Here is a 13,503-nt window from a genome sequence, read left to right as displayed (position 1 = left end):
CGCATGCCGAACCGCAGGTCGACCGGCATTGCGCGCGTGAAGTTCTCGGTCGCATAGCGGGGTTTCGGCAATCGCGCGGGCATTTCGCGAACCTTGTGCACTGTGCTGTGGCCGATAGGTGATTCGGCCAAAAATGGGCATTTGACCAGCTAATTGGCTAATCGATGGCAATGCGTTGCGTACTTGACCTAATTGTTACCGATGGGTACAACTACGTGACCATGCCGACGCAGACCGCTCGGTCGGCCCATGCAGAAAAGCACGCAGTTGGTTACGGATGTCATCACAATAGACGCGGAGTTCGCAGCCGCACGAAAAGCGCTGTGGGACTTTTTCATGGACCCGCAGACCTACGCCCGCATGTTCCAGGGAATCGGCGACTGTGAGCGCGCGGAAACCTCGGATACCCACCCGGTGCTGCTGATCCGCGCGCGGTACGCGCAGACCGAACTCACCGTGCCCGCGCTGCGGCTGGTCGTCGGCAAGGAGCTGGAAAGTTTCGAGCTGCAATGCCCTGGCCTGGGCAGTTTCGCCGCGGTGCGGCTGCGCGGGGAAGACGAGGCGGAGCCGACGCGGGTCACCATCACCTACTTCGGCGCCGGGCGCATTCATCCCTGGATCGCCGAGCAGGACAACGCGGACGTGATCGCCTGGACCACGGCCGGTCTGACCCGGATCGTCGACGCGGTCCTCGGCACGCCGACCTCGGTGCTCGTCAACGGCGAGGAATCGCCGACGAAACAGCAGGTCGGCACGTTGAAGCAGATGGTGACCACCGGTGTCGTGCGCACCTACCGGCCCGACCGCGCGCTCAAACAGGTGGGCGGGCTGGCCCGCTGGGGATTCACGCTGGCGGGTGGTTACGCGGCCGCTGCCGGGCATTCGCCTAATCGGCTCGCGGTAGTGGACGGCGTTTCCGCGCGCACGTTCGGTCAAATGCACGATCGCACCCACAAACTCGCTTCGGCGCTGGCAATGCTCGGCATCGGCGCGCGGGACAAAGTGGGGCTACTCTCGCGCAACCGGGTCACGATGGTCGAATGCATGGTCGCCACCGGCAAACTCGGCGTCGACACGGTGCTGCTGAACACCGGCCTCTCGGCCCGGCAGATCGAGGACGTCGCGGACCGGCACGGCCTATCCGCCGTCTTCCTCGACGACGAATACGAGCCGCTGACCAAATATCTGGCCGCGTCCGTCCCCCGCTTCGCGACCGGTCAGCTGACCCGCTACGACCGCAACACCGTCGACGACCTCATCGCGCTCGACGCGCCGACCTTCGCCCGGCCCAGCCATCCCGGCCGGCTGATCGTGCTGACCTCGGGCACCAGCGGCACACCCAAGAGCGCACAGCGGCCGCAGCCGAAGGGTTTCGGCACCGTGGCGGCGCTGCTCTCGCGCATCCCGATGCGGATGGACGAGACGATGCTCATCCCCGCGCCGCTGTTCCACACCTGGGGCCTGGCCGCGTTGCAGATCAGCACGCCGATCCGGGCGAGTGTGGTGCTGCCGGAACGGTTCGACGCCGAGGACTGCCTGCGGCTGATCGAGGAGCACCGGGTCACCGCGTTGATCGTGGTGCCGGTGATGGTGAACCGGATCCTGGATCTGCCCGCGCACGTGCGCGATCGCTACGACACGTCGAGTCTGCGCGTGGTGGCCAGTTGTGGTGCGCCCCTTGCCGGTCCGACGGTGGTGAAGTTTCTCGACGCCTTCGGCGACGTGCTCTACAACGTGTACGGCTCGACCGAGGTGTCCTGGGCGACCATCGCCGATCCGGCCGATCTGCGGGCCGCGCCGACCACCGCGGGGCGCCCGCCGCTGGGCACGAAACTCGCTGTGCTGGATAAAGAATTGCGCCCGGTGCCGCGCGGGGTGACCGGCCGCATTTTCGTGCTCAACCACATGCTGTTCGACGGCTACACCGACGCGAAGCCGCCCACCGAATGGGGCGGCATGCTCGATACCGGTGATCTCGGCTACCTCGACGCCGACGGCCTGCTCTTCGTCGCGGGTCGCGACGACGAGATGATCATCTCCGGCGGCGAGAACGTTTTCCCGCGCCCGGTCGAAGAGGCGCTCTCGCATCTGCCGCAGGTCAGCGAGGTGGCGGTGGTCGGCGTGCCGGACCAGGAGTACGGGCAGCGCCTCGCCGCGTTCGTGGTGACCAGAGAGGGCTTCGGCCTGGATCGCGATATGGTGTGCAACTACATCCGGCACCGGTTGAGCCGCTTCTCGGTGCCGCGCGACGTGACCTTCCTGGACGCACTCCCGCGCAACGCGACCGGAAAGATCCTCAAGCGCACGCTGATTCAGCCGAGCTGAGCTCGGCGCGGCCGAGTTGCCCTGTGCGGCAGAACAACTCGGCCGCAATCGATCAGTGCAGTCGCCGGATCGCGTCGTCGGCCAGGTCGGCGATGGTCGGGTAGCCGTCCACCGCCATGATAAGATCCGCCTCCGCGAGCAGCGTGCGCAGCACGTGCACGATGCCGTCCACCCCGCCGATCGCGAGGCCGTACGAGTACGGGCGGCCGATGCCGACCGCGGTCGCGCCGAGCGCGAGCGCCTTGATGATGTCGGCGCCGGAGCGGACCCCGGAGTCGAACAGCACCGGCAATCCGTCCACGGCCTCGACGATCTCGGGCAGATGCTCGATCGCCGGGATCCCGCCATTGGCTTGCCTGCCACCGTGATTCGAACAATAGATGCCGTCGATGCCCGCGTCCTTGGCGCGCCGCGCGTCCTCCGGATGACAAATTCCCTTGAGGATCAACGGCAGATCCGTGAGTGACCGCAGCCAGGGCAGGTCGTCCCAGGTGGGCGCGCCGCCGAACAGCGCGACCCAGGTGAGAATCGCGGTCTTCGGATCCTCTTCGGGACTCTTCGCCAGCAGGCCGCGGAACACCGGGTCGGTGAAGTAGTTCGCCAGGCAGTGCCCACGCAACTGCGGGAAGTTCGAGGTGCTCAGATCGCGCGGCCGCCAACCGGTCACCCACGTATCCAGTGTCACCACAATGGCTTTGAACCCGGCCTGCTCCGCGCGCCGGATCAGGCTCTCGGCCAGGTCGCGGTTGGTGGGCGTGTAGAGCTGGAACATGCCGGGGGTGTCGCCGAAGTGACCGGCCACCTCCTCGAGCGGATCGACCGTCAGGGTGGATGCCACCATCGGCACGCCGGTGCGCGCCGCCGCTTTCGCGGTCGCGATATCGCCGTGCCCGTCCTGGGCGCAGAGGCCGACCACGCCGATCGGGGACATGAAGACCGGCGCGGGCAGCCGCATGCCGAAGAGCTCGATCGAGAGGTCGCGGACCTTGGTGGCGCGCAGCATGCGCGGCACGATGCCGTACTTCTCGAAGGCGGTCACGTTGGTGCGCTGGGTCAGTTCGTCGCCCGCGCCGCCCGCCACATACGACCAGATCCCCGGTGCCAGCGCGGCCTGCGCGCGGGCTTCCAGTTCGCTGTGGGTCATCGGGAAGCTCGGCTGCACCCCGCTGAGTCCCTGCAGGTAGATCTCGAACTGGTAGTCACCGAAGTTGCTGGTCACCGGCCGCCCTTCCTTGTCTGATACATAAATGTATCCGATACGTTTCTGTCGCGGACAGAGTTGCCGCGCAATCCGCGATAGAGGGCGAGCCAGCGCTGCGGGTCGATCGGTCCGACCGGCTCGTCGGGCGCGATGCCCGCGGCGCGGCAGGCGGTCCGCACGGTCCGCGTGGGGAAACGGGTCCGTAGCGAACCCGCCACCGAACCGCCGACGCCGGAGAAGCCCAGCTCGACCACCTGGCGGTAGTCGGCCAGCTCTGCCGCGGGCAGCAACGGGTTGGGGCGGCGCCGCAGCCGCAGCACGGCGGCGTCGACGCTCGGCACCGGATGAAAGCTGGCCCGGCCCACCCGGGCGCCCAATTCCATTGCGACAGTGGGCCAGTGGGTGATCGTCAGCTTGCTCCAGCGGCCGTAGTCGCCGGTGTGCTTACGGGCGAACTCGTACTGGGTGAGCAGGGTCGCCGAGGTGAGCTGCCGTGCCGCCAGGCACCAGCGCACGATATCGGTGGTGACGCCGAACGGCACGTTGGCGACTACCGCGAACGGCTCCGCCGGGGCCGGCACGGTGCGGAAATCTCTGTGGAACAGTTGAATTCGCGGATCGCCCGCATACCGGCCGCGCAGCCTGGCCGCGTAGACAGGGTCCTTCTCGTAGGCTCGGATCTGGCCGGCGACGCCGAGCAGGTACCGGGTGAGCATGCCGTCACCCGGGCCGATCTCCAGCACGAGGTCCTCGGCGCGCAAGGCCGCCGAGCGCACGATGAGCCGGGCGGCGCCGGTATCGGTGAGGAAATTCTGGGACAGGCGTTTGCGGGTGCGCGCGGGGCGGGCGCGCGGCAGGGAACGATGGCGGGACATGGGTGTCCTCCGAACGGAGTGGTCGAATCAGGGAAAGGTGATTCGCCCGGACCCATGCCAGGGCACAGAGATCCGACGGTCGCTAGCGACCGTCGGCGTAGCTCCCGATCAGGACAGTCGGGACACCGGAGCGGTGCGGTGCGCTGGCAGAGCCCAGGCCTCCGCGCGCAGCCGGATGAAATACGCGCCGACCGCGCACGCTCCGTTCGTCAACAATGTGCCCACGTGCGGCAAGCTACCGCACCGCCGCGTTGTCCCGCGACCGAATTATTCGCGCGCTAGCACGCCCGCCGATGCGGACGTTTCGAGCAGATTCCGGCGCAGGCCCGCGATCAATTCCTCGTCGACGCCGAGCAGCCGCACCGCGTAGCCGTGCAGCGAGCCGTGGTCGGCGGCCAGTGCCGCGAGGAACAGTTGCATCACCTCCGGCGGCGCCTGCCCGAAACCCGGCCAGCGCGGCATCGCGCCGGCGCGGGCGGCCCGCCAATCCGCGACCAGCCGTTCGGTCGCCAGGCCGGTGGCCGCGAAGTCCGCGACGATCTGCTCCTGCGGCACCTCGAGCAAGGCCAGCACCAGCGCGGCCAGCAGACCGGTGCGGTCTTTGCCGGAGGCGCAATGGAAAACCACCGGGCCCTCGGCGGCGGCGATCACGTGCACGGCCTCGCGTATCTCGGCGACGCCGTCGTAGGCGACCTCCAGGTAGCGCTCCGCGAGAAACGGCCCCACCTCGATCTCGGGGCCGAGGGCCGCCTGATCGTATGGGCGATGTTCGATGCTGAGATTGTGGTAGCGGAACGAATCGTGGTCCGGGATGCGGCCTTTGGCCTCGATCTCCCATGGATAGCGCAGGTCGATGACGGTATCGATGCCCAGCTCCAGGAACCGCTGCCAGTCCGCACCCTGTAACTTGCCGAGCGAATCGGAGCGAAACAGGCGTCGCCACCGCACGATCCGGCCGTCCCGGCTCTGATACCCGCCGAGATCGCGGAAATTGTGCAGTCGCACGAACGAGATGTGTCTGTTCACCACTCGGACCTTATGCGTAAGGCACACTTTCGATCATGGATCTGCGGTCGGTGGGAGACCTGGTCGGCGCGACGGCGGCCGGGGAGAAGGTGGACTACCTGTGGTTCTGGGGGCATCAGCCGGAGCGGGACGGGCGGCTCGGTCCCGGCTGCCTGAGTCAATGGTGGCCGGTGCGATTCACCGCGGGTGGTGCGCGTTTCGAGTCCGCCGAGCACTACATGATGTGGGGCAAAGCGGTGCTGTTCGGGGACAGCGAGAACGCCGCCCGCGTGCTGGCCGCGCCCACCCCGAAAGAGGCGAAAGAACTCGGCAGGCAGGTGCGCGGATTCGACAGCGGTGTGTGGCGCGCGCACCGGTTCGAGACCGTGGTGCGCGGGAACGTAGCGAAATTCGGACAGCACGCCGAACTCGCCGCGTACCTGCTGGGCACCGGCGATCGGGTGCTGGTGGAGGCCAGTCCGGTGGACCGGGTGTGGGGGATCGGGCTGCCCGCCGACGATCCGCGGGCCGAAGATCCCGCGCAGTGGCGTGGGCTCAACCTGCTCGGCTTCGCGCTGATGGCCGCGCGTGCCCAACTGCGGGGCGGGCAGCCGGGCAACTGATCAGGCGTTCGTCGAACGTTCCTCCTCGGCACACACGCGCCAGACCCGCGCCTCCGCGTAATTGCCTTGCCGGTCGAGCAGTTCGGCCAAGCCCGCCATCGCGCGCGGCTCGCGTCGATCCGCGGCGGTGCGCCACCAGCGCTCGGCGTCCTCGAGATCGCCGCGCCGGAAGCGGACGACCCCCAGGTCGTAGGCGGCACCCGGATGACCGGCCTCGGCAGCCTGCGCCCACAGGCCGCACGCCTGGTCCTCTTCGCCGCGGCTGTACATGGCGACGCCCAAGTCGTACAGGGCGGCCCGATAGCCGGTGTCCACCGTGACGGCGTCGTCCGGCGGGGGAGGTGGACTCGGCGGCGGCGCGGTCTGCGGTTCAGCCTGCGCCTGAGCCGCGGGCATGGCAGGCGGCACCTGGCCCTCCGCACGCGCCTGTCGGCTCGCCGGCTGCACGGTGTTCCGCGCCTGTCCGTCCCGATGCGCCTGCGCCGCCCGCGACAGCGGCGGACTCGGCGGCAACTGCCCGTTGCGCAGGGGTCCGTCGCCGTGCGCTTGCCGGGCAAAGGAACTGCCTCCGGGATGCTCTGTCGCGGGCATCTGTGCTGCGGCGGGCCCGGCCGCTCGTTCGGCCTGTGCTTGCCGGTCACCGAAGTTTTGACCGGCGGGGTCTGCGTCGCGCTGCTGCTGCACGGGTGGACCATTCCCGGCCGAGTCGTCGGGCTGAATGCGCCGCGAAGGGAAGCTGTTTCCGATGAGGCCTTCGGAGCGCGCCGGTGCGGGCGAACCGTTTCCGGTCGACCCCACAAAGCCTGCGAAGCCGTTGCCGAGGGAGCCTTCGGCTCGCTGCTGCGGTGCGGGGAAGCCGCTTTCGGCCGGACCCTCGGTGCCGGGTCGGGCGAGTGGAGTGTGGTCCGCGGCGTGCACCTGCTGGCCGGGCGAGGAGTTCCAGGCCAAGCCGTCGGGCGGGGGTTGGCGGGTGGGAGCGCTGCCTCCGATGGAACTGTCGGCCCACGGCTGTGGTGCCGGAGCGTCGGTTCCGGTGGAGCTTCCGGCGGGCCGTTGCTCGGCGGACGTGTCGTTTGCCTGCGGTCGGTCGGTGCGGGGTGGTGCGGCGGCCGAGTTGTTCGCGGACAGCCCCTCGGCGTGGAGTTGCTGAGCGAGTGATCGGCTTCCGGCGAAGCCCTCGGCGCGCAACTGCTCGGCGGGAGAATGGGTTTCGGGCATTCCGGGCGCGTGGGACTGCTGGGATGCAGCGCTGCTTCCGGCAGGCGCATCGGTGTGCGACGGCGCGGGTGCGCCGTTGTCGGCTGGTGCCTCGGTGTAGGGGCGGGTGGGCGGAACACTTCCGGGGAACTCGCCCGCGTGCGTCTGTCGGCTCGACGAGGTGTTCCACCCCAGTTCGTCGGGGTGGGGCAACCGCGGAGGCGGGGTGTTTCCGGTCGGGGGTTCGGCAAGTGGTGGGGGCGTGAAGGGGTCTTTTCCCGCCTGGGGCGCTGTGAATGGTTGCGTGGCCGGAGTGGGTGCGCTCGGCGGGTTGGTCCGGGCGGCGTGGGGTGAGCCGGGTTCGGCGAGGGTCCGGCCTTGACCGTTGGGGGCGGGCGGGCGGACCGATTGGATGGAGCCGGGGTCCGGGGCGTGTGCGGGGATGGCGGGGAGTTCGCCCGAGGGCGGGGTGGGCATCGACCGCAGCGGGCGGGTGGGGGCGGTGTCGGTCGGCGAGGCGGGTACCGAGTCGCCGCCGTATTGGGCGATGGGCGCGCTCTGCACCTCGAGTACGAGGTTGGCGAAGTTGGCGGGCCCCTCGCCGATGCTGCACCACAGCACGATTCGATCGTCGGGGGTGGTCTCGATGACGATGCCGTAGTTGCCGACCCAGGACTTCTGCTCGCCGAACGCGTCCACCCAGACCGGGGTCAGGGTGACCAGGGTGCCGGAGCCGGTGCCCACGATATCGAAGGTGATGCCGCCGACGAGCGCGTCGGACCAGACGTCGACGCCGGCCAGCCGGCGCCCGTTCAACGCGACGTACCCGTTCACCACGGACACGCCCATCCCGAGCCCGCGCAACCCCGGCGGCGGGGCGGCGGAGAGCAGCGTCAGCGTCACCGCGGTCGGCGCGGGGCCGACCTGCTCGGTGTACATCGGATAGATCTTGCTACCGCGTAGCACGATGGGTTCCGCGCTCTGATAGCGATCGGCCAGCGGTAGGTCCTCGGGTGAATTCCGCCCAGCCCATGACGAATACGTCTCGTTCATGTGCTGTCCGCCTTTCCGCCGAATGCGGCCGTGCCGTCGCTGTGCTGTTGCGGCGGATATACCGTACCCGGACCCGCCGGGAATGGCGCAGCAATCCGTTGCCCGCCCGCAACGTCACCGGGGTGCGCCGGTACCGAGCAGTTCATCGGTTGTCCGGGCGCTGCGATCCAGCGCCTGCACCAGTCGCCGCTGCGCCCAGTGGCTGCGGGATCTTGGTATCGCGGCGCGTCCGTCCAGCTCACAGCGCACGGTGTCGCGGTTCGCCGGGGTGTTCAGCGAGCCGTCCCGCTTGCGCACGATGCCGGCGACCAGCCCGCGGTCGGCAGGCAACGCCGACAACACGGGCGCGAGTTCCGGAAATTGTGCGGCGAGCAACGCAACGGCTGTGATGTCCGCACCGGTATGGTGGCGCGTCCGCGCCACGCAGTGCCCGTCCGGATCGTCAATCCCGGCGGGCGACGATGCGCTGCAGCGCCGCCAGATCCTGCTCCAGCATGCGGAACAACCAGTAGACGCCGACGAAGGCGAGCGCGCTGCCGACGCACAGCACCCGCAGCGGCACGATGACCGACGGAATGTCTTCGCCCGGAATGAAAGTCGCGCCCGCGACGCCGAGCAGCGGCACCGCGGCGGCGATCGCCAGGAAATAGGTGCTGCGCCGGTCGAGCTGACGCAGGCGGCGACCGTCCGCGCCGCCGAGCCCGCCGTGCGGCAGGAACATCGGGTACAGCGAGCGCACCGCGTAGAAGTTGACCATGAAATACGGGTAGGCCATAGCGATGGCGCCACAGACGATCTGCGTGAGGAAGAAGTGCACGTACGACTCGGCCGTGAGGTGATTTCCCGTGGCCTGCACCGAAACCGGGACGACGACGCCCGCGATCACCCACAGCGCGAAACAGGTCAGCACGTTGCGTTTGCCGAGCAACAGGGTGTCCGAGCGCGCCCGGGCGAGCGTCCGCGCGTCGTAGTTCTTCCCGCGGCGTAAACCACGCGAGATCCGCCACAGCTCGGCCAGCAGCACATTGGTGACGACGAAGCCGAGGAGAAAGCACAGGGCGTAGGTGGTCACCGCGATCTGGTCGAAGCGATGCTGTGCGGGGGCGTCCAGCTTGCCGATGATGAGCGTGCGGTTGTGGTGGTAGCTGTACCAGATGGCCAGCGCGTTCGGCACGGCGATGGCCAGCGCCATGATCGGGTGCATGAGCAGCCGGGCGCGCAGGCGCCAACTGCCGGGCGGCGGGTCGGCGAGGTCGCGGGCCCGCGCGTCAAGACAGACCGCCAGTTGCTGGGCCATGTCCGCGCCGCTCGGCCAGCGTTTGTCCGGGTCGGGCTCGAGCGCGCGGACCAGGACTCGGCGCAGGGCGGCCGGGCAGTCGGCGGGAAGATCCTGATACGGCAAGGCTTTCGGGCTGCCCGACCGGCGTTCGAGCATGCCGTCCAATGCCGTGCGATCGCCGCCGGTCACGCCGTCGTCGTCGAAAGGCTTTCGGCCGGTGAGTAATTCCCACAGCAGCACGGCCAGTGCGTAGAGATCGCTTCTGGTGTCGAGATCTTCGGCCGAACTGGGCCGGTCCGGATGGACGGCGGCGAGCTGCTCGGGCGACATGTAGGCGAGCGAGCCGCCGAAATAGGCGACCGGGCTGTCCCCGGAGACGTTGCCGCTGAAGCTGATGTTGAAATCGGCCAGCTTGGGCACGCCGTCGGCGGTGAGCAACACGTTCGCGGGTTTGATATCGCGGTGCAGCACACCGGCTTTGCCCGCGTAGTCGAGCGCCTCGGCCAACCGGCGGCCCAGCCAGGCGATGGTCTCCGGCCAGGACAGGGCGGCCAGTTCCGCGCGCAACGGTGATTCGCTCGGCCTGATCTCGCCCTTGCCCGCCAGCACCGCGTCGACCACTTCGATGAGCAGCGCCCCGGTGCGCTGGCCGGGCGGTGTCGCCCGCACCCGTTCGAGCACGGTGAACAGGGTGCCGCCCGGCACGTACTGCATGTACAGCAGGCGCAGTTCGCGACTGTGCAGCACCCGCTGGTCGAACACGCGCACGATGTAGTCGTGGTCCAGCTGCGCCAAAGTCTGTGGCTCGGTGCCTTTGTCGCGGGAGATCTTCACCGCGACCAATCGCTGCATCGATCGCTGCCGGGCCAGGAAGACGCGGGCGAACGCACCCCGGCCGAGTCCCGTCATGAGGTCGAAGTCGTCGATCTGCTGCCCGGCCGCCAAGTCGTCCAGCCGCACCGGCTCGGCCGCCGACATCAGCGTGCTGTGATAGTCGTCGGTCGCCAGCATTTCCGAAAGTTGCTCGGCCTGTTCGGGATACGCCGCGGTGTACTCGGTCACCTGGACCGAGGTGCCCGCGCGGCGCCGGATGTGGAACTCCTCGTAGATGAGGTCCGGCGGTAGCGGCCAGGTGCGTAACTCGGGCAGCTCGTCGACGTATTCCGCGAGCCGTTTCGGCGCCGTGCCGCGGCCCCAGCGCTGGGCGAGATCGACCTTGATCAATTCGATCAGCGACACCCGCCGGATGGCGGGGGAGTCGGGCAGATACGCCCGTAGGTCCGGCGGCTCGTCGCTGTCGCGCCAAGCGTCGGCGAAGCGCTCCACCACCGCGGCCACCCCGGTGCCGCGCGAGTGTGCGGGCGGACGGTCCGATGCGACCGTCGCCCCCGGAACCGGCGGGGCGGGGTGCGCCATCTGCGCATGGTATCCCCGCCCCCACCCGGAAACCGGACGTTTGCCCGCAAAAGCTCAGCGAAACAGTCCGCGACCCCGTCAGGGCCGGCTCAGCCGGTCACCGAAGAAGCCGACGGTCTCGCCGATCAGCCCGGCGACATCGGCATATCCCTCGAACCCGTGTCCGGCGCCTGCGATCCGGCGATACGCCACGGCGACCCCGGCCTCGCGCAGACGGTCCGCCAACCGCTCGCTCTGGGCGACGGGCACCACCGTGTCCGCGTCACCGTGCACCAGCAGACAGGGCGGTGCGGCGGCGGTGACATGGGTGATCGGGCTGGCCTGCGCCACCATCTCCGGCATGCGGGACGGCCAGCCGCCGAGCCACGGGGAGAACGACTCGTCGCCCGCGGTCATCGCGGCGATATCGGTGATCGGGTACCACGCGGCCACGGCGCTGACCCGCGAGTTCGTCAAGGCCGCGGTCAAGGCCAGATGTCCGCCCGCCGAATCGCCCCAGGTGCCCAACCGTTCGCCGTCGTAGCCGTATTCGTCGGCGTGCGTGCGCAAGAACTCGATCGCCGCCGCCACGTCGTCGCGCTGTGCGGGCCAGGTCGCCTCCATGCTCAGGCGATAGTCGATGGACGCGCACGCGATCCCGGCGCGGACCAACTCGTCGAACACCGCATTGTCCGGAAACGTGCGATGCAACCAGCGCCGATCACCGGCGGAGAAACTGCCGCCGTGGATCCAGACGACGATCGGCGGCCGCGTAATCCCTTCCGGCGCATAGAGATCCAACAGTAGTGGCCGGAAACCGCGCAGCACCGAATACGTGACCTGCTCATGCACCCCCATGCCCGCATCGTAACCGGACGAGTGCGTGGCCGACCGTTGCTGTTGACAATCGGGGTGGGGGCGGGAGAGTGAAGGGGTGAGTGTCGACGGGGTGCGGAAGCGGCCGCAGCAGGCGCGGTCCGTGGTGACCGTGGAGTTCGTGCTCGAGGCTGCCGCCCAGCTCTTCGATCGGCGCGGGATCGCGGCCACCACGAATGAGATCTCGGCGCGGGCCGGGGTCTCGATCGGCACGCTCTACCAGTACTTTCCGAACAAGTACGCGCTGGTCCACGCCTTGGCGCAGCGGCACGTGCGCGACGCCGCCGGTCGGCTCGAGGTGGTGTTCGCGCAGTTGCGCGCCGAGCGGCCGCCGTTCGATCGGTCGATGCGCGCGGTGCTCGACGTGGTCGTGGCGGCGCACCGGGAGCACCCCGGCCTGCACCGCCTGATGCACCGGCTCGCGCCGCGGGCCGCGACGGACCTCGTCGCGCTGCAGGAGTTCGAGGCGCACGCGATCGGCGAGATCGCTTTTCACCTGCACCGCTGTGGCCGCGGCGGTGCGGACCCGGCGCTGACCGCGGCCATGCTGTTCCACGCCGTCGACGCGCACCTGCACCGGGTGCTGCTGTGGCAGTCGATCGACGTCGACCAGCTGATGGAGCTGATGGAACGCCTTGCGCCGCTTGATGTTCCCTAGGCGCTGCGCACGGTCTCGGCCACCGCGCGGAGGGTGTCTTCCAGCTGGGTGAGGCCGGGCTGCTCGATCGGGTAGTGGCCGCAGTTCGCCAACAGCACGACCGCGGTGCGCTCGGGGATGCGCCGCAGGAAGCGCAGTGACGATTCCGGTGGCGTCCAGCGATCGTTCGCCGGGTGCACCAGGGTGAGCGGCGCGGCCGCGAACGTTTCCGGGGACGTGTGCCGATAGTCGAGGAAGCCGGAAAGAAAGCGCAGCGGCACCCGCACACCGCCGCCTTTCGGATCGGTGGCGCACAGCCGGGACAGCGCGGGATCGAGGCTCATGTTGCGCAGGTCGGCCAGCCAGCGGATGGGCACGCGCAGCCGGCCGAACAGCGGATCGGCCGCGCGCAGGGCGGTGGGCGCGAATCCGCTGGTCCAGGCGAACCGCACGGCCGCGCGGCGCGCGACCGGATCGGCGGGATCGAGCAGACAGGTGGCGAGCACGTGCGCGATGCCGCCGTGGCGCGCGGCCACCTCGTAGGCGAGCATGCCGCCCATGCTCGCCCCGAACAACATCAGCGGGCGGGTGTCCGCCGCCTGTTCGGCGCGCACCAGGTCGACGAGCAATTCCACCCAGTCCCCGTAGCGGACGGAGCCCGGGTCCGGTTCGACCGTATCGCCGTAGAGCGGCAGATCCGGTGCGAGCACCTCGATCCTGGTGCGGGCGGCGAGTGCCGCCAAAGGCCAGAGCGCTCCGGCATACCCGCCGCCCCCATGAATGATCATCATGCGAACCGTCGCCGCCGGATCGACGGCACGGGCGATGTGCACCCGTCTGCCTCGCCACGGCCACCAGGTAGACAGCGGCTCGATCAGGGGTTCCGAGCGGTACTCGGCCGGCAGAAATCTCGCGTAATCAGGGCGTTCCATGCCTTCCACCGTGAATTACCCGATCACCGGCCACAACTCGCATTCGCCTGCCGATCCGGCACGGGAAATCGAGTCTGCACCAGGGCCGGAACGTTCCGGCAGGCC

At 69.2% G+C, this 13,503-nt stretch carries 11 protein-coding genes; 3 read left to right on the top strand and 8 right to left on the bottom strand.

Translation table 11 applies throughout. The features are described from left to right. The first annotated feature begins 267 nt into the window (after window positions 1–267). A complete protein-coding gene (locus tag NVU01S_RS39495; protein WP_043681554.1) occupies window positions 268–2,325 on the top strand; it encodes an AMP-binding protein in 2,058 nt (685 codons plus the stop codon). 52 nt (window positions 2,326–2,377) lie between these two features. Here the strand turns inward: NVU01S_RS39495 and NVU01S_RS39490 are convergent, their stop codons facing one another. The 3 genes from NVU01S_RS39490 to NVU01S_RS39480 form a co-directional block, all read right to left on the bottom strand. Next, window positions 2,378–3,544: a lactate 2-monooxygenase gene (locus NVU01S_RS39490; protein WP_043681506.1), complete on the bottom strand. Its 1,167-nt coding sequence runs from the start codon at window positions 3,542–3,544 to the stop codon at window positions 2,378–2,380. Next, complete coding sequence (gene erm / locus NVU01S_RS39485) at window positions 3,541–4,401, bottom strand: 23S ribosomal RNA methyltransferase Erm (RefSeq protein WP_043681503.1); 861 nt, start codon at window positions 4,399–4,401, stop codon at window positions 3,541–3,543. Before erm ends, NVU01S_RS39490 begins: the two co-directional genes overlap by 4 nt. A 267-nt stretch (window positions 4,402–4,668) precedes the next feature. After that, window positions 4,669–5,427, bottom strand: coding sequence for a tyrosine-protein phosphatase (locus tag NVU01S_RS39480; RefSeq protein ID WP_052281370.1), 759 nt, complete (start codon window positions 5,425–5,427; stop codon window positions 4,669–4,671). Window positions 5,428–5,462: 35 nt separating this feature from the next. Here NVU01S_RS39480 and ybiA point away from each other — a divergent pair, with 35 nt between their 5' ends. Continuing rightward, entirely contained in the window at window positions 5,463–6,029 is a 567-nt protein-coding gene (ybiA, locus tag NVU01S_RS39475) for a riboflavin biosynthesis intermediates N-glycosidase (protein ID WP_043681497.1), read from the top strand. Here the strand turns inward: ybiA and NVU01S_RS39470 are convergent, their stop codons facing one another. The 4 genes from NVU01S_RS39470 to NVU01S_RS39455 form a co-directional block, all read right to left on the bottom strand. After that, window positions 6,030–8,279: a tetratricopeptide repeat protein gene (locus NVU01S_RS39470; RefSeq protein ID WP_043681494.1), complete on the bottom strand. Its 2,250-nt coding sequence runs from the start codon at window positions 8,277–8,279 to the stop codon at window positions 6,030–6,032. A gap of 114 nt (window positions 8,280–8,393) precedes the next feature. Beyond that, window positions 8,394–8,702 (bottom strand): hypothetical protein, encoded by a 309-nt coding sequence (locus NVU01S_RS39465; protein WP_043681491.1) that lies wholly within the window; start codon window positions 8,700–8,702, stop codon window positions 8,394–8,396. A gap of 19 nt (window positions 8,703–8,721) precedes the next feature. After that, on the bottom strand, window positions 8,722–10,974 hold the full coding sequence (locus tag NVU01S_RS39460) for a serine/threonine-protein kinase (RefSeq protein WP_043681488.1): 2,253 nt from the start codon (window positions 10,972–10,974) through the stop codon (window positions 8,722–8,724). Between the two features lie 78 nt (window positions 10,975–11,052). Then, window positions 11,053–11,811, bottom strand: coding sequence for an alpha/beta hydrolase (locus NVU01S_RS39455; RefSeq protein ID WP_052281366.1), 759 nt, complete (start codon window positions 11,809–11,811; stop codon window positions 11,053–11,055). A gap of 76 nt (window positions 11,812–11,887) precedes the next feature. On the opposite strand from NVU01S_RS39455, the gene NVU01S_RS39450 reads away from it, so the two are divergent. After that, window positions 11,888–12,487 carry a TetR/AcrR family transcriptional regulator gene (locus NVU01S_RS39450; RefSeq protein WP_043681485.1) on the top strand — a complete coding sequence of 200 codons (600 nt, stop codon included), beginning with the start codon at window positions 11,888–11,890 and terminating at the stop codon, window positions 12,485–12,487. Here NVU01S_RS39450 and NVU01S_RS39445 read toward each other — a convergent pair. Beyond that, window positions 12,484–13,398, bottom strand: coding sequence for an alpha/beta hydrolase (locus tag NVU01S_RS39445; protein ID WP_043681482.1), 915 nt, complete (start codon window positions 13,396–13,398; stop codon window positions 12,484–12,486). The genes NVU01S_RS39450 and NVU01S_RS39445 overlap by 4 nt on opposite strands. Window positions 13,399–13,503 lie beyond the last annotated feature (105 nt).

The sequence above is a fragment of the Nocardia vulneris genome (genome assembly GCF_001613425.1).
Taxonomy (GTDB): domain Bacteria; phylum Actinomycetota; class Actinomycetes; order Mycobacteriales; family Mycobacteriaceae; genus Nocardia; species Nocardia vulneris.
The sequence above is the reverse complement of the archived record's forward strand: the minus strand, read 5'-3'. Positions and strand labels throughout refer to the sequence as shown.